Annotated in this window: 19 protein-coding genes and 1 riboswitch; of the genes, 2 read left to right on the forward strand and 17 right to left on the reverse strand. The window is 70.8% G+C overall.

Annotated features, from left to right (window positions below; genetic code table 11):
* On the reverse strand, positions 1–270 hold a 270-nt coding region (locus tag Q7T67_RS08755), incomplete at its 3' end, for a 3-hydroxyacyl-CoA dehydrogenase NAD-binding domain-containing protein (protein WP_304788133.1).
* A 135-nt stretch (positions 271–405) separates the two neighbouring features.
* A complete protein-coding gene (locus Q7T67_RS08760) occupies positions 406–1,560 on the reverse strand; it encodes a M20 family metallopeptidase (RefSeq protein ID WP_304788135.1) in 1,155 nt (384 codons plus the stop codon).
* Positions 1,561–1,676: 116 nt separating this feature from the next.
* Between Q7T67_RS08760 and Q7T67_RS08765 the strand changes: the two genes are divergently transcribed.
* Positions 1,677–1,823 carry a hypothetical protein gene (locus Q7T67_RS08765; RefSeq protein ID WP_304788137.1) on the forward strand — a complete coding sequence of 49 codons (147 nt, stop codon included), beginning with the start codon at positions 1,677–1,679 and terminating at the stop codon, positions 1,821–1,823.
* 170 nt (positions 1,824–1,993) lie between these two features.
* On the opposite strand, the gene atpC is transcribed toward Q7T67_RS08765, so the two are convergent.
* From atpC to Q7T67_RS08825, 12 genes are all read right to left on the reverse strand, one after another.
* Positions 1,994–2,422, reverse strand: a complete 429-nt coding sequence (atpC, locus tag Q7T67_RS08770) for an ATP synthase F1 subunit epsilon (protein WP_304788139.1) — start codon at positions 2,420–2,422, stop codon at positions 1,994–1,996.
* A 5-nt stretch (positions 2,423–2,427) separates the two neighbouring features.
* Positions 2,428–3,831 (reverse strand): F0F1 ATP synthase subunit beta, encoded by a 1,404-nt coding sequence (gene atpD, locus Q7T67_RS08775; protein WP_304788141.1) that lies wholly within the window; start codon positions 3,829–3,831, stop codon positions 2,428–2,430.
* Between the two features lie 101 nt (positions 3,832–3,932).
* Entirely contained in the window at positions 3,933–4,850 is a 918-nt protein-coding gene (gene atpG / locus Q7T67_RS08780; protein ID WP_304788143.1) for an ATP synthase F1 subunit gamma, read from the reverse strand.
* A gap of 38 nt (positions 4,851–4,888) precedes the next feature.
* Positions 4,889–6,442 (reverse strand): F0F1 ATP synthase subunit alpha, encoded by a 1,554-nt coding sequence (gene atpA / locus Q7T67_RS08785; protein WP_304788145.1) that lies wholly within the window; start codon positions 6,440–6,442, stop codon positions 4,889–4,891.
* Between the two features lie 41 nt (positions 6,443–6,483).
* Positions 6,484–7,014 (reverse strand): ATP synthase F1 subunit delta, encoded by a 531-nt coding sequence (gene atpH / locus Q7T67_RS08790; protein ID WP_304788147.1) that lies wholly within the window; start codon positions 7,012–7,014, stop codon positions 6,484–6,486.
* Positions 7,015–7,018: 4 nt separating this feature from the next.
* Positions 7,019–7,600 (reverse strand): F0F1 ATP synthase subunit B, encoded by a 582-nt coding sequence (gene atpF, locus Q7T67_RS08795; RefSeq protein ID WP_304788149.1) that lies wholly within the window; start codon positions 7,598–7,600, stop codon positions 7,019–7,021.
* A gap of 6 nt (positions 7,601–7,606) precedes the next feature.
* Positions 7,607–7,873: an ATP synthase F0 subunit C gene (locus tag Q7T67_RS08800; protein WP_051471712.1), complete on the reverse strand. Its 267-nt coding sequence runs from the start codon at positions 7,871–7,873 to the stop codon at positions 7,607–7,609.
* Positions 7,874–7,895: 22 nt separating this feature from the next.
* Entirely contained in the window at positions 7,896–8,786 is an 891-nt protein-coding gene (gene atpB, locus Q7T67_RS08805) for a F0F1 ATP synthase subunit A (RefSeq protein ID WP_304788152.1), read from the reverse strand.
* On the reverse strand, positions 8,783–9,148 hold the full coding sequence (locus Q7T67_RS08810) for a hypothetical protein (protein WP_304788154.1): 366 nt from the start codon (positions 9,146–9,148) through the stop codon (positions 8,783–8,785). Before Q7T67_RS08810 ends, atpB begins: the two co-directional genes overlap by 4 nt.
* A 16-nt stretch (positions 9,149–9,164) precedes the next feature.
* The gene (locus tag Q7T67_RS08815) at positions 9,165–9,311 is read right to left on the reverse strand and encodes a hypothetical protein (RefSeq protein WP_304788156.1); all 147 of its coding nucleotides are present in this window, start codon (positions 9,309–9,311) and stop codon (positions 9,165–9,167) included.
* 406 nt (positions 9,312–9,717) lie between these two features.
* Positions 9,718–11,493: a potassium/proton antiporter gene (locus tag Q7T67_RS08820; RefSeq protein WP_304788158.1), complete on the reverse strand. Its 1,776-nt coding sequence runs from the start codon at positions 11,491–11,493 to the stop codon at positions 9,718–9,720.
* A gap of 121 nt (positions 11,494–11,614) precedes the next feature.
* On the reverse strand, positions 11,615–11,779 hold the full coding sequence (locus tag Q7T67_RS08825; RefSeq protein WP_304788160.1) for a rubredoxin: 165 nt from the start codon (positions 11,777–11,779) through the stop codon (positions 11,615–11,617).
* A 106-nt stretch (positions 11,780–11,885) separates the two neighbouring features.
* On the opposite strand from Q7T67_RS08825, the gene Q7T67_RS08830 reads away from it, so the two are divergent.
* Positions 11,886–12,524, forward strand: a complete 639-nt coding sequence (locus Q7T67_RS08830; RefSeq protein WP_304788162.1) for a TetR/AcrR family transcriptional regulator — start codon at positions 11,886–11,888, stop codon at positions 12,522–12,524.
* A 30-nt stretch (positions 12,525–12,554) separates the two neighbouring features.
* Here the strand turns inward: Q7T67_RS08830 and Q7T67_RS08835 are convergent, their stop codons facing one another.
* The 3 genes from Q7T67_RS08835 to rpiB all read right to left on the reverse strand — a co-directional run bounded on the left by Q7T67_RS08835 (position 12,555) and on the right by rpiB (position 15,868).
* The gene (locus tag Q7T67_RS08835; RefSeq protein WP_304788164.1) at positions 12,555–13,760 is read right to left on the reverse strand and encodes a glycosyltransferase family 4 protein; all 1,206 of its coding nucleotides are present in this window, start codon (positions 13,758–13,760) and stop codon (positions 12,555–12,557) included.
* A gap of 85 nt (positions 13,761–13,845) precedes the next feature.
* A complete protein-coding gene (gene glyA, locus Q7T67_RS08840; RefSeq protein ID WP_304788167.1) occupies positions 13,846–15,129 on the reverse strand; it encodes a serine hydroxymethyltransferase in 1,284 nt (427 codons plus the stop codon).
* 25 nt (positions 15,130–15,154) lie between these two features.
* Positions 15,155–15,238: riboswitch (ZMP/ZTP riboswitch) on the reverse strand.
* A 135-nt stretch (positions 15,239–15,373) separates the two neighbouring features.
* Positions 15,374–15,868: a ribose 5-phosphate isomerase B gene (rpiB, locus tag Q7T67_RS08845; RefSeq protein ID WP_304788169.1), complete on the reverse strand. Its 495-nt coding sequence runs from the start codon at positions 15,866–15,868 to the stop codon at positions 15,374–15,376.
* Positions 15,869–15,870: the final 2 nt, after the last annotated feature.

The following is a 15,870-nucleotide window of genomic DNA, read 5'->3' on the forward strand; positions in this document are numbered from 1 at the left end:
CGGCGTCCCGACCGCCACGAACAGCAGCCGCGCCCGCGACAGCGCCTGCGAGATGTCGGTCGTGAACGTCAGGCGCTCGCGGTTCTTCTGCACCAGCTCGGCCAGACCCGGCTCGTAGATCGGGATCTCGCCCCGCTCCAGACGCGCGATCTTCTCCGCGTCGATGTCGACGCACACGACGTCGCTGCCGAGTTCGGCGAACCCCGCCGCGGTCACCAACCCCACGTATCCGGTACCGATCACGCCGATGGGCTCACGCTCTGCGGACATAGACCGATCAGGGTACACCGCTCACCGGACCGGAGCCCGGGCCGCGGGCGGTCCCGTGCGGAGGCCCGTCGCGGCCGCGAGCGGCGCACGGGGGTCGGCGGGAGGCGTGCTCCCCGCGGCCCGCGGCAGGCGCCCCTACGGGCGGGGTGCCGCGGGTCCGCCGACCGGCTCGGCGCCCACGGCCGCGGGGATCGACCGGACGAACGCCACGAGGGCCCGGCGGTAGCGGGCCAGCGACTCGACGGAGACCCACTCCTCAGGTCCGTGGTGGCCGTTGCCGCTCGGGCCGAACTCGACGGCGGGGATGCCGGCCTCGAGGAACGCGAAGGCGTCCGACGCCCCGTCGCGCCCGACCGCCATGCCGGCGCCCTCCCCCGTCCCCGCCACCGCATCGCGCAGGGCGACCACGAACGGGTTGGACCGCGAGACGATCGCCGGCGCGCGCTCCAGGAACTTCAGGACCTCGACGTCCGGGATCGCGCGGATCTGGCGCAGGATCTCCATCGGGTCCTGCCCGGGGACGAACCGGATGTCGACCGTGATCTCGCAACGGTCCGGAACCATGTTGAAGGCGTCGCCGCCGTGGATCCGGGCGAGGTTGATCGACGGGCGGTCGTAGAGGTCGCTGCTCTGCCGGCTGAACGGCAGGGTCTCGATCCGCCGGAAGACGTCGAAGGCCTTCAGCGCCGCGTTGTCGCCCAGCCACGGGGTGGACCCGTGGGCCGAGACGCCGTGGACCGCGAGGCGGACGGCCAGGACGCCCTTGGCCTGCACCCCGATCTGCAGCTCTGTCGGCTCGCCGGTGATCGCGAAGTCGCCGCGCAGCGTGCCGTCCTTGACGAGCGCGTCCGTCGAGCGACGGTCGACCTGCTCGCTCTCCTCGTCGGGCACGACGACGAGCTGGACCCGCACACCCGCCATCGGCGACCGTGCCCCGAGGTCGCGCATCTCCGCCGCGCAGTCCCGGAAGGCGCAGAGCATCGCCGAGAGACCGCCCTTCATGTCGTAGGTCCCCCGGCCGTAGAGGCGATCGCCGTCGCGCTCGGGCGTGAACTGGTCCGGATGACCGGGGACCACGTCGAGGTGGCCGTGGAGGATCACGGTCGGGACCGCGGGATCCTCCGGACCGATGGTCGCGAGCAGCACGGGCAGACCGTCGTGATCGCGCTCCCAGGCGTCGATCCCGTGTGACTCCAGCCAGCCCTTGACGAACCCCCCGGCGGCCCGCAGGCCGGCCGATGCGGAGGTGTCGTACCCGACCAGCCGCTCCGTCAGCAGCCGTTCGTCCATCGCGTCAGGATAGGCGGCCGTCACGGCGGCCGTCGCCACCGCACCCGGCGCCCGGTACGACCTCGCGTCGCCCGTGCGCGCGTGCGAAGATGGCTGCTCACCTACGGAGGACCCGGATGAGCGAGCTCGAGCACCCCAGCCACGACGACAAGGACGAGAACATCAGCCTCGTCCCGAGCACGGTCGGCTTCGCGGCCACGGCGGTCGTGTCGCTCGTCGGCATGGTCCTCATCATGCTCTGGAACTACAACGGCGGCTTCTGACCGCCGCTCGGACGAGGGCCGGCGCCGCGCGTCGGCCCCGTCCCGCAGGACCACCCGCCCGGCGTGCCGGGTGAGGGACGACGAAGGGCCCGGATCGGCGATCCGGGCCCTTCGTCGTCCTGCGGTCCGGGAAGCGGAAGGCCGGTGGTCCGGCGCCCGCTCCCCGCCCGTCAGCGCTTCTCGAGCTTGTCGCCGAGCTTGACCAGCGCGTCGGCGCGCTTCTTGCCGGCGAGCGCGAGTCGGTGCTGCTCGGTGCCCTCCTCGGCGGCGTCGAGCCGCTCCGCGGCCTTCTGCTGGTCGGCCTCGGCCTGTGCCCGGTCGTAGTCCTCGACCGGGTAGGCCTCGTCGACGAGCAGCAGCACGCCGCCGTCGCCGGCGACCTGGATGTAGCCGCCGGTCTGGACGAGGCGTTTTACCTCGCCGTCGTTCGGGAGGTACAGGCGGAGCTCGCCGGCCTCGAGGCGACCGAGCAGCGGCTGGTGCTTGCGCAGCACGCCGAGCTCGCCCGACACCGTGCGGGTCGAGATCTGCTGCACCTCGCCCGAGAACACCTGGCCCCCGGGCGAGAGGACGTCGGCCTTGAAGGGCTCGTACGCCACGGGGATCAGCCCTTCTTCGCGGCCTCGACGACGTCGTCGATCGAGCCCTTGAGGAGGAAGGCGGACTCGGGCAGGTCGTCGTGCTTGCCCTCGAGGAGCTCCTTGAACGACCGCACCGTCTCGGCGATCGGCACGTACTGGCCCGGTGCGCCGGTGAACTGCTCGGCGACGTGGAACGGCTGCGACAGGAAGCGCTCGATCTTGCGGGCGCGCTGCACGAGGATCTTGTCCTCCTCGCCGAGCTCGTCGATGCCGAGGATGGCGATGATGTCCTGCAGCTCCTTGTAGCGCTGCAGGATCTCCTTGACCTGGTTGGCGATGTCGTAGTGCTCCTGGCCCACGACCTCGGGCTTCAGGATCGTCGACGACGAGTCGAGCGGGTCGACGGCCGGGTAGATCCCCTTCTCGGAGATCGCGCGGGACAGCGACGTGGTGGCGTTGAGGTGCGCGAACACCGAGGCCGGGGCCGGGTCGGTCAGGTCGTCGGCAGGCACGTAGACGGCCTGCACGGACGTGACCGAGCCCTGGCGGGTCGAGGTGATCCGCTCCTGGAGCTGACCCATCTCGGACTCGAGCGTCGGCTGGTAGCCGACCTGCGACGGCATGCGACCCAGGAGCGCCGAGACCTCGGAGCCGGCCTGGACGAAGCGGAAGATGTTGTCGATGAAGAGCAGCACGTCCTGGCCGCCCTGCTCGCGGAAGTACTCCGCCATCGTCAGACCCGTCAGGGCCACGCGCATGCGGGCTCCGGGCGGCTCGTTCATCTGGCCGAAGACGAGCATCGTCTTGTCGATGACGCCCGACTCCTGCATCTCCAGGTACAGGTCGGTGCCCTCGCGGGAGCGCTCGCCGACGCCGCAGAACGCGGACAGTCCGCCGTGCTCCTGCGCCAGGTTGTTGATGAGCTCCTGGATCAGGACCGTCTTGCCGACGCCGGCGCCGCCGAACAGGCCGATCTTGCCGCCCTTGGCGTACGGGGCCAACAGGTCGATGACCTTGATGCCGGTCTCGAACATCTCGGTCGTCGGCGTCAGGTCCTCGACCTTCGGCGCGGGACGGTGGATGCCCCAGAGCTCGTGCTCACCGAGCTCCTCGCCCTCGTCGATGGTCTCGCCGAGGACGTTGAAGATGCGGCCGAGGACGGCCTTGCCGACGGGCACGGAGATCGGACCGCCGAGGTCGCGGACCTCGACGCCTCGGGCGAGGCCGTCGGTGGAGTCCATGGCGACGGCGCGGACGCGGTCGTCGCCCAGGTGCTGCTGGACCTCGAGGACGAGCGTCGAGCCGTCCGGCATCGTGGTCTCGATGGCGAAGTTGATCTCGGGCAGCTTGTCCGGGAACACCGCCTCGATGACGACGCCCTGGATCTGCTCGACCCGACCGGTGTTGGTAGCGGTTGCGGCTTCCATGAGTTGTTCCTCTTACTCGGTGCGAGCGGGGGTGGTGGACGGGCCGACGGGCTCGGCGACGAGCACGACCGGGGTGTTCTGGGTGCGGGCGGTGGCGCTCATCAGTTGAGGGCCTCCGCGCCGGCGACGATCTCCATGATCTCCTGCGTGATGTCGGCCTGGCGCGCGCGGTTCATCGCGAGCGTCAGGTTCTTGATCACGTCGGCGGCGTTCTCGGAGGCGCTGCGCATGGCGGACATGCGGGCGCCGTGCTCCGAGGCGGCCGACTCGAGGAGGGCGCGCAGGAGCGAGACCTGCACGAACTCGGGGACGAGCTCGGCCAGCAGCTCCGCCGGATCGTCGGGCTCGTACTCGACCATCGCCTTGGGGCCCTTGGACTCCTCGGCGGTGGACTCGTCGGCGACGTCGTCGTCGCCCCCGACCACGCTCGCGGCGGCCAGCGGCAGGAGGGTCTCCTGTCGGACCTCCTGCACCAGCGGCGAGATGTAGCTGTTGTAGAAGACCTCGACGCGGTCGATCTTGTCGTCGACGAACGCGCCCACGAGGTCGTCGGCGATGTCGCTCGCGTTGCGGGCGGACGGCGCGTCGGTGAAGCCGGTGTACTGGCCGGCCAGCTCCTTGTTGCGGAACGTCAGCGACGAGACGCCGCGGCGACCGCTGGAGTAGAAGGTCACCGTCTTGCCCTCGGCCTCGAGCTCCGACGCGCGGTTGAGGCCCGCGCGGAGGATCTGAGAGTTGAAGGCGCCGGCCAGGCCGCGGTCGGCGGTGACGAGCACCAGGCCGACCGTGTTCTCCTGGTCGTGCGTGCGCAGGACGGGCTGCGACTGCAGCTCCCCCGCACCGGCCGCCGCGGCGGCCTGACGGGTCATGCGGCGCAGGGCGTCGGCGTACGGACGCAGCGAGGAGGCCCGGTCCTCGGCCTTGCGCAGGCGCGCGGCCGAGACCATCTCCATCGCCCGCGTGATCTTGCGGATGTTCTGGACGGACCCGATGCGGGCCTTGACGTCGCTCTGCGCCATGGACTAGCTCCTCTCGGGTCGACGGGAGACGGGGCTCATCAGGCGTTGGCCGTCTCGAGCGGCTCGCCGTCCTCGTCGAGCTCGTAGCCGAAGTCCTGCTCCGTGAACTTCGCGATGAAGTCCTTGGCGGAGGACTGCGTCTCGTCGGACCAGTCGCCGTCGTCGATCTTCTTGACGGTGTCGCCGATGGAGCCGGCGGCCGCCTCGATCAGGCGGGACTGGTACTCCTCGACGCGGTCGGCCGTGATGCGGTCGAGGTAGCCGTTGGTGGCGGCGTAGATCTGCAGGACCTGCTCGCCGACGGTCAGCGGCGAGCGCTCGCCCTGGTTCAGCGTCTTCACGAGGCGCTCACCGCGCGACAGGGTCGCGCGGGTGTCGGCGTCGAGGTCGGAGCCGAACTGGGCGAAGGCCTCGAGCTCGCGGTACTGCGAGAGCGCGAGCTTCAGGCCGCCCTGGACCTTCTTCATCGGCTTCGTCTGGGCCGAGGAGCCGACGCGCGACACCGAGATGCCGACGTTGATGGCCGGGCGGACGCCCGAGTAGAACAGCTTCGGCTCGAGGAAGATCTGGCCGTCGGTGATCGAGATGACGTTCGTCGGGATGTAGGCCGACACGTCGCCCGCCTGCGTCTCGATGATCGGCAGCGCCGTCATCGACCCGCCGCCGAGCTTGTCGGACAGCTTCACCGAGCGCTCGAGCAGGCGCGAGTGCAGGTAGAAGACGTCGCCCGGGTACGCCTCGCGGCCCGGCGGGCGGCGCAGGAGCAGCGACATCTGGCGGTACGCGAACGCGTGCTTCGTCAGGTCGTCGTACACGGCGAGCGTGTGGCCGCCGTTGTAGAGGAAGTGCTCGGCCATCGCGGCACCGGCGTACGGCGCGACGAACTTGATCGGCGCGGCCTCGTCGGCGGACGCGGCGACGATGATCGTCGAGTCCAGGGCGTTGTTCTCGGCGAGCGTCTGGGCGATCTGCACGACCGAGGCCATGCGCTGACCGATGGCGACGTACACCGAGATGACGCCGGAGTCCTTGTTGTTGATGATCGCGTCGATCGCCACGGACGTCTTGCCCGTCTGGCGGTCGCCGATGATCAGCTCGCGCTGGCCACGGCCGATCGGGATCATCGCGTCGATCGCCTTGATGCCCGTCTGCAGCGGCTCGGTGACCGGCTTGCGGGAGATGATGCCCGGGGCCTTGAACTCGAGCGGACGGGTCTCCGTCGTCTCGATCGGGCCCTTGCCGTCCAGCGGCGTGCCGAGCGGCGAGACGATGCGGCCCAGGAGGGCGTCGCCCACCGGGATCTGCAGCTGGTTGCCGGTGCGCTTGACGGTGTCGCCCTCGACGACCTTCTGCCAGTCGCCGAACAGCACGGCACCGACGGAGTCGGCGTCGAGGTTCAGCGCCAGGCCCGTCACGCCGTGCGGCAGGTCGAGCATCTCGAACGAGCCGGCGTTGTCGAGGCCGTGGATACGGGCGATGCCGTCGGCCACGGAGAGGACGGTGCCGACCTCGGTCAGCGACGCCTCGCCGGCATCGAGACCCTCGATGCGGCTCTTGAGGATGCTGGTGATCTCATCAGGCTTGATCTGCATGGTGCAGGGCTCCTACGGAAGTGGCGATCGACGACGGCGGACTACGCCGTCGCCACCTGTCGACGCAGGTTTTCGAGTCGTTGACGGATCGAGGCGTCGAGGATCTGGTTCCCCACGCGCAGGACGATCCCGCCGATGAGGTCCGGATCGACCTCGGTGGTCAGCTGGACCTCGCGGCCCGTCCCCTCGCCGACCTGACGGCCGATCCGGGCGGTGGTCTCCTCGTCCAGCTCGATCGCGGTCGAGATCCGGACGGGCAGGACCTTGTGGAGGTCGTCGTACCGAGCATCGAACTCGTTCCGGACCTCCGGCAGCAGCGTGAGCCGCTGGTTCTCGATCATGACGTCGAGCAGGTTGGCGACGATGGGATCGGCGCCGTCGATCGCCCGGCGCATCCCGTCGCGCTTCTCCTGGGAGGAGAACTGCGGCGAGGCGAGGAACAGCTGCAGCTCGCGGCTGCCGGAGAGCGCGTCGACGATCTGACCGAGCTGCTCTCGCACCTCGGCGACCACGTCGCGCTCCTGGGCGACCTCGAACAGCGACCGGCCGTACACGCGGGAGATCTGGTCCATGGTCCTACCTCCGCTGCTCGCCGCTCAGGGCGGAGAAGTCGAGGCCGTCGAGGGCATCCTCGATGAGACGACGCTGGTCGTCCCCGTCGAGCGTCTTCCCGGTGACCTTGGCCGTGGCCAGGATCGTCAGGTCGGCGACCTCGGAGCGGATCTCGCTGATGGCGCGACGCGTCTCCGACTCGATGTCCTTGCGGGCCTGGGCGAGGATCTCCTCGCCCTTGGTCTTCGCGTCCTCGCGCGCCTTCGCCTCGTGGGCGTCGGCGCTCTTGCGAGCGCGCGTCAGGATGTCCTCGGCGTGCGTCCGCGCCTCGAGGAGGTTCTGTCGGTTCTCCGCGGCGAGCTGCTCCGCTTCCTTGCGGTCGCGTTCAGCTGCCTCGATCGACTCGTTGATCGCGGCCTGGCGCTTGTCCAGGGCCTCCGCGATCTTCGGGAACGCGACCTTCGACAGGACGATCCAGGCGATGACGAAGACGATCAGCGTCCAGATCATCGCGCCGAGATCGGGAGAGACGAGGAAGCTCTTGTTCTCGCCCTCGACCTCGGCACCGGCCGCCAGGGGCGCGATGGTTTGCAGGAGCACGCTCATCGCGGCCTACAGGAAGAAGGCCAGGAGGCCCGCGACGAGGCCGTAGAAGAACACGGCCTCCGTCAGGGCGAATCCGAGCCACTGGATGCTGGTGATCTCGTCCTTGAGCTCCGGCTGGCGCACGAGCGCCTGCACGACGCTGCCGAAGAGGTAGCCGATGCCGATGCCGGCGCCGGCGGCGCCGAGACCGCCACCGAGGGCGAGGGCGATGGCCTTGCCGGCGTCGGATGCGTCGTCGACGGCGGCCAGCTGCGTGATGATCGTCAGGTCCACGGTACTGCTCCTTTTAGGTGACTCAGTGGGACTCGGACACGGCGCCACCGAGATAGATGGCCGTGAGAGTGGCGAAGATGAAGGCCTGCAGGGTGGCGACCAGCCCGATCTCGAAGAGATAGAGCAGGATGCCGGCGGGAAGCGCGATGATCCCCACGGCGTGGATGCCGAGGAGCACGGCCAGGCCGCCGCTCATGAACAGGATGATCAGGTGCCCGGCGAGGATGTTCGCGAACAGTCGCACGGACAGCGAGATCAACCGCATGAAGTTGGAGAGGAACTCGAGGAACCAGATGAAGACGGCCATCGGACCGGTGACGCCGGGCGGCACGAGGCTGCCCAGGTAGCCGATGAGGCCCTTCTTCTTGATGCCCTCACCCGTGTAGAAGACGAACACGAGGATCGCGAGCATGAGCGGGACGCCGAGGTTGGCGGTCGCCGCGTACAGCGCGAAGTGCGGGACGGCCAGGCCGAAGACGTCGAACTCGTGCTCGGTGTTCGTCGGCAGCGGGATGTAGCCGATGAGGTTCGAGTACCAGATGAAGAGGAAGATCGTGGCGATGAAGGGGAACCACCGCTTCGCCATCGCACCGTCCATGTTGGCGCCGGTGACGTTGTCCCGCATCGAGGTGTAGATCAGCTCGACGACGGTCTGCGTGCGGTTCGGCTTGGCCTGCATCCGCTTGGCGACCCACATCATCGTGAAGACCGTCAGGAACCCGGCGATGACGATGTAGAGGACGGCCTTGTTGATGGACAGCGGGCCCAGGTCGATCCAGGTGTCGACCTTGAACTCGTTGGCCGGCTCGAACGACGAGTCCTCGTTCTTCGTCGCACCGAACGCGGCGACCGCGGCGATGATCAGAAGGACGTAGACCCCGATGCCGGTGCGGACCTTCGCGCGGGTGCTCATGCGTGGACAGACTTCCTGTCGGTGGTGCGGGTCAGGAGGGTGACGGCCAGGTAGACCGTGAAGGCGACGATCATGGTCGCGGCGGCGGCGGCCCCGTCCTGACGATCGACGACGACGCCGCAGAGGACGATCGCCAGGCAGATGAGCCAGACGCGCGCCATCATCGCGACGAAGTTCAGCTTGAGTGCCGTGCGCGGGTCGTCCTGCGCCTGGGCGCGGCCCTCGACCACGCCGGCGACGATCCGCTGCACGACCCAGACGACGGTGGCGACGACGCAGCCGACGACCGGTGCTCCGAGGAGCAGCACGATCGGCAGGGCGGCGATCACGACGGCGATGTCGATGAGGCGCACGTTCAGCACGTGGAGGCCCCGTCGGTCATCGGAACCGGGCGATCACCGCGGCCACGCCGCCGAAGATCCCCACGAAGGCCCCGACCATCAGACCGAAGCCCAGCGACCCGAGCAGTGCCCCGATCCCGCCGAACACGGCGAGCCCCAGGAGCATCGAGGTGACGATGGTCATGCCGGCCACCGCTCCGCCCGCGGGCGGTCGATCGGGAGCCGTCATCGGCGGTCTCGCTGGTGTGGGATGGATGCGCCATGTGGTGCGGTCCGCCGGCGCGCACGACCCATCCGGATCGGCAACGCAGGAGTCCCCTCTCGGGCCGCAGCGTGGCTGCGGCGAGGAGGGGTTCGGCGGCGGAGTCCCACCATATACAGATCACAAGGGGCGTGTCGCCTGCTGCCGAGCGGGTTTTCGGCCTTTCGTACCGGCCTGTACGAGGGCTTGTGCGAGCCGTCACGAGCGGTGGTGCCCGCGGATACGAAGATGGCGCGCATCCGCTCGCCGGGCGCCGCGACGGTGGTCCCGGCGCGGTCCGGCGCGTCGCCTCCCGTGACCGTCGTCCGGCCTCCGCGGGCGGGCGCCGTCAGAACGCGCACGCGCCGACGACCTCCTGCCACCACCCCGCCTCGGCGTCGTCCGGAGCGCCCTGCAGACGCCGCCGCGCCGCGCCCTGGACCGCCTGCCGCGAGCCGACGATGGCGATCGCGCCCGAGACCGCGTACCGGCCGTCGGCGAGGACCACCAGCGCGCCCGGGGCGTCGCGCCGGAGCCGCAGCCGCTCGACCACCGCGATGCCGGTGACCGTGAGGGGCTCGGAGGCGTCGCCGTCGCGGGCGTCCCACGGTCCGGCACGGAAGATCGGGCGGATCGCGACGTGCCGACGCACGGGGCGGACCACCGGGCCGACCGGCCCCTCGCGCCACCGCTCGATCAGGCCGGGGATCTGCCCCGCCACCTCGCGGCGCACCAGGACGTGGAGCCTGTCCCCCCGCTCGAGCGTCGTCGACCCCCGCGGCAGCAGCGCCTCGTCCCCGCGGACCAGGACGTTGACGAGCGCGTCCCGCGGCAGCCCCAGGTCCTTCACGCGGGCCCCGACCATGGCGTCGCCCTCCCGCACCCGGACCTCGACGACCTCCGCCCCCAGCTCCCGGACCGCCATGACCTCCACGAGCGGCCGGTCGATCGCCGGCTGCGTCGTGGTCACGCCGAGTCGGACGGCCAGTCCCTCGAACGTGACCCCCTGGAGGATCGTGGTGAGCACCACGACGAAGAAGACGATCGACAGGAACTCGTCCGCCCGGGGGACGCCGGCGATCACCGGGAAGGTCGCGAAGACGATCGGCACCGCCCCGCGCAGTCCCGCCCACGACACCGCGATCTGCTCCCGGGCGGAGAACCGCAGCGGCGTGAGGATCGCCATCACCGAGATCGGCCGGCCCAGGAACAGCAGGGCGGCGGTGATGACGAGCGCCTCGACCCACACGTCCTGCAGCGAGTGGGGCGAGACGAGCAGCCCGAGCGCCAGGAACATGCCCAGCTGGGCGACCCACGCGATCCCGTCGTGGAACGCGGTGATCGACCGCTTGCCCTGGATCGGGAACGAGCCCAGGATGAGACCCGCGGCGTAGGCGGAGAGCAGCCCGGAGCCGTGGAGGTTCGACGCGACCGCGTAGGCGAGGATCGCGGTGGCCAGGGAGGCCACCGGATAGAGGCCCTCGCTGGCCAGCCGCGCCCGCTGGAACGCCTGCACGGCCAGCAGCCCGATCACCGTGCCGACGACGGCGTCGATGGCCAGCTCGCTCGCCATCGTCACGAAGATGTCGAGGACCGACCCCTCCCCCTTGCTGAGGTCGATCAGGCCGATGACCAGCAGCGCGGTCACCGGGTCGTTCATCCCGGCCTCACCCTCGAGCGTCCGCGCCAGCCGCTTGCGCAGCGTCGACCCGCGGAGCAGGGCGAAGATCGCCGCACCGTCGGTCGAGGCCACGATCGCGCCCAGCAGCAGGCCCTGCTCGAAGTTGACGTCGAGCGTGACGAACGCGACCGTGCCGACGACGGTCGTGGTGATGAGGACGCCGACGGTCGCCAGCAGCGCCGCGGGGACCGCGACCGGCCGGATCTCCCGCAGGCCCGACGCCAGACCGCCCTCGAAGAGGATCAGGACGAGCGCGACGAGCCCGACGTCCCGGATGAGCTCGGCGTCGCGGGTCTCGATGATGCCCAGCTCGTCCGGGCCGGCGGCCATGCCGAGCAGCAGGAAGACGACCAGCGCCGGGACGCGTAGTCGGCCGGCGAAGAGCGAGGCCGCGAGCCCCGCGACGAGCAGGAGACCGGCGAGGAGCAGGAGCTCTTCGAGCACCCGGACGACTCTAGACGAGCGCCGACGCGCCCCGGCCGTCCGCGTGGACAGGCCGCGGGGGCCCGGCGGCACCGGCGCGGAGACGCGCCGGGCGCCTCAGGACCGCACCGGTGCGGCGACCTCAGTCGTCGAGCTTCTCGAACTCGCGCTTCTGCGCCCCGCAGACCGGACAGCTCCAGTCGTCCGGGATGTCGGCGAAGGCCGTCCCGGGCGGGATGCCGCCGTCCGGGTCCCCTTCCTCGGGGTCGTAGATGAAGCCGCACGGCTCACAGATCCATTGCTCCACGCCGGAGTTGTATCGCGTTCGACGCCCTGTCAAACGTGCGCCTGCGGGCCGGGGCCGGTGTGGCGGGTCGTCCGGGCCACGACCGCGGGGCGGGTACCCTCGACGGGTGGCCCCGACCTCCCGACGGACCGACGCGACCCCGAAGCGCGAACGGATCCAGCACGACGTGCTCAAGGCGATGGAGGAGCTGCTGACCGAGGGCGAGACCTACGCCGACATGGGGGTCGAGCGGATCGCCGGGCGGGCGGGCATCTCGCGCACGTCGTTCTACTTCTACTTCCGGGACAAGCGGGAGGTGCTCGAGCGGCTGACCGCGACGGTCGCCGACGAGCTCTACGCCGCCGCGGACATCTGGTGGTCGGGGACGGGCATCAGCCACGACGCGCTGCGGGCGTCGATCCAGGACGTCTCGGCGCTCTTCGTCCAGCACGGTCCGCTGCTGCGGGCGATCGTCGAGGTCGGCACGTACGAGCGGGAGGTCGCCGAGCACTGGCGCGCGCTGATCGGGCGGTTCATCGACGCCACGGAACAGCGCATCCTGCTCGAGCAGGAGGCCGGCGCGGCACCGCCGTTCGCGGCCCGCGCGACCGCCTTCGCCCTCGTCTGGGGCGTGGAGCGCGCGCTCTACGAGCAGTTCGTGCAGGGCGAGGTCTTCGCCCCGGCGGAGCTCGTCGAGGCGATCTCGGCCATGTGGCTGCGCGCGATCTACGGGCACGTCGACCCGGCCGCGGCCGACGCGGCCTAGCGCTCGCAGGGTCGGCGGCGGTCCGCGCGCTCAGCCCGGCTCGTCGACCGGGTGGTGCTCGCCCGTGATCGAGCTGAACTCCCCGGTCTGCAGGGCGCGTGCGACGTCGGCGTCGATCTCGTCCTCGCTGATGCCGGGACGCGCGAGGCGCAGGCGCAGCGCGTCGAGTCGCCGGAGCTTGAGGATCTCGAGGACCGTCACGAGGTAGACCGACACCGCGAGGCAGCCGATCAGGATCAGGCCCATGACCGTGGTCCACACCGGGTTGAAGTGGCCGCGGTTGTCCGAGTAGGGGACGAACCGCAGCGCGACGGCCAGACCCGCGAGCGACCCCGCCCACAGGTACAGGTAGACGACGGTGCGCCGCGGGCTGAAGCCGATCCGGCTGAGGCGGTGGTGGAAGTGGTTCTGGTCCGCGTTGTAGATCGGGACCCCCGACTTCAGCCGCTTGAGCACCACGAAGGTCGTGTCGAGCACCGGCAGCGCCAGGACGACGAAGGGCACGACGAGCGCGAGCACCGCGTTGGTCTTCACGGACCCCTCCACCGCGATCGCCGCGAGCAGGTACCCGAGCAGCATCGCCCCGGTGTCGCCCATGAAGACCCGGGCGGGGTGGAAGTTGTGGACGAGGAACCCCAGCGCTGCCCCGGCGGTCGCGGCGGCCAGGAGCGCCGCGTGGTCCTTCATCAGGTCGGCCGCGACGATCCCCATCGCGACGGCGGCGATCGAGCTGACGCCGGCGGCCAGGCCGTCGATGCCGTCGGAGAAGTTCACGACGTTCATCAGCAGGACGAAGCCGAAGACCGTCAGGATCGTGCTCGGGCCGTCGGCGAACTGGACCGCCCCGAGGAACGGGAAGGTGATGTTCTCCACCTGCACGCCCTGGGAGACCGGGATCAGCGCCGCACCGATCTGGCCGACGAGCTTGACCGCCCACGGGAGGTCGAAGCGGTCGTCCGCCGCACCGACGACCGCGATCAGGACGGCACCGAGGAGGATCGCCCGCAGGTTGTCGGCCTGCGGGCCGGGGTCCGGCATCTCGAGCAGGACCGCGACGGTGACCGCGATCAGGATCGCGAGGCCGCCGAGGAGCGGCGTGCCGCCGACGCCCAGGCCGCGACCCCGTGGCTGGTCGACGGCGCCGAGGACGACGGCCGCCCGCGCCACCAGCGGCGTGAGCGCCGCGCTGACCGCGAAGGCGACCAGCAGTCCCACGATCGGGTCGCGCCAGTTCATGCCGGAGGCACTCTAGAGAGGCGGCCCGGACCGTCCGGACCCCGCGCGGGCGGTGCCGGGACCGGCCCGGCCCCGGCCCGGCGGATCACCCCAGGTGGGTGTAGAGCGGGAAGGCGCCCGCGACCTTCGCGACGCGCGCGGCGAGCTCGTCCTTGGCGTCGGCGAACGCGGCGTCGTCGACGGCGAGCGCCGCGCCGATGACCTTGCCGACCTCGCGGAAGGCGTCGACGTCGAGCCCGCGGGTGGCCAGCGCAGAGGTGCCGACGCGCAGCCCGCTGGTGACCATCGGCGGGCGCGGGTCGAACGGCACCGCGTTGCGGTTGACGGTGATCCCGACCTCGTGGAGGCGGTCCTCGGCGTCCTGGCCCGTCAGCTCCGTGTCGCGCAGGTCGACGAGCACCAGGTGCACGTCGGTGCCGCCGGTGAGGACCTTCAGGCCGGACTCCGTGGCGAGCAGCTCCTCGGCGAGGACGCGGGCGCCGTCGATCGTGCGCTGCTGGCGCTCCTTGAAGGCGTCCGAGGCGGCGATCCTGAGCGCGACGGCCTTCGCGGCGATGACGTGCTCCAGCGGCCCGCCCTGCTGGCCCGGGAAGATCGCCTGGTCGATCTTCTTCTGCAGCTCCTGCTTGCAGAGGATGATGCCCGAGCGCGGGCCGCCGAGGGTCTTGTGGACCGTCGTGGTGACGACGTCGGCGTACGGGACCGGGTTGGGGTGCAGGCCCGCTGCGACGAGGCCCGCGAAGTGCGCCATGTCGACCCAGAGGTAGGCGCCGACCTCGTCGGCGATCTCGCGGAAGCGGGCGAAGTCGAGGTGCCGGGAGTACGCGGACCAGCCGGCGATGATCATCTTCGGCTTCGCCTCGCGGGCGATCCGCGCGACCTCGTCCATGTCGACCAGCGACGTCTCCTCGTCGACCTCGTAGGCGACGATGTCGTAGAGGCGCCCGGAGACGTTGAGCTTCATCCCGTGGCTGAGATGGCCGCCGTGGGCGAGCGAGAGGCCCATGACCTTGTCGCCGGGCTGCAGGAGCGCGTGGTAGACGGCGTTGTTGGCCTGCGCACCGGCGTGCGGCTGGACGTTGGCGTGCTCGGCGCCGAAGAGCTCCTTGGCGCGGTCGATCGCCAGCTGCTCGATGACGTCGACGTGCTCGCAGCCGCCGTAGTAGCGCCGGCCGGGGTAGCCCTCGGCGTACTTGTTGGTCAGGACGGAGCCCTGCGCCTCGAGGACGGCCTGGGGAACGAAGTTCTCCGAGGCGATCATCTCGAGCGTGTCCTGCTGGCGCTTGAGCTCGTCGGCCATCGAGGCCGCGACCTCGGGGTCGACCTCGGCCAGCGAGGCGTTGAAGAAGTCGGGGGGCAGATCGGACACGGGCGTCTCCTTCGGGAACGGGCGGTTCGGGTGCCCAGGCGCGCGGCGGTCCATCCTCGTCGCTCCCCGGTGGTCGGTTCCACCCGTGGCGCCAGTCGCGACGAGGGGCAGAGCCTACCGGTCGGGTCGACGGCCCCCCTGCATGGTCAGTGGGTCGGTGCGACCGGCGGGATGTCCGTCGACACGGGGGCCGTGCCGTCACCCCCGGGGTGGGTGGCGCGCAGTCCGACGTCGAGGGGTACGTCTAGTGCGTCGGTGCGACCGGCGGGATGTCCGTCGACACGGGGGCCGTGCCGTCGCCCCCACCCTCGACGTCCGCGATCTCGCCGATGCGGCGCTCGTGGCGGCCGCCCTCGAACTCCGTGCTCAGGAACGCGGCGACGATCTCCTCGGCGGCCGCGCCGTCGAGCCGGGCCTGCGAGAGGCCCAGGACGTTGATGCCGTTGTGCTGCCGGGCCATCGTCGCCTCGGCGGCGTCGTGCGCGTTGACGGCGCGGATGCCGGCGATCTTGTTGGCGGTGATCGTGACGCCGTTGCCGGAGCCGCACACGACGACGCCGCGCTCGGCGTCCCCGGCGGCGACCGCGCGGGCCGCCTTCGCGGCGTACTCCGGGTAGTCCGTGGACTCCGCCGAGGTCGTGCCGGCGTCCAGGACCTCGTGGCCCTGGTCGGTCAGCGCCGCCTTGACGTGCTCCTTGAGGGTGAACCCGGCGTGGTCGGAGGCGACGGCGATCCGCATGC

This window comes from Patulibacter sp. (genome assembly GCF_030655195.1).
Taxonomy (GTDB): Bacteria; Actinomycetota; Thermoleophilia; order Solirubrobacterales; family Solirubrobacteraceae; genus Patulibacter.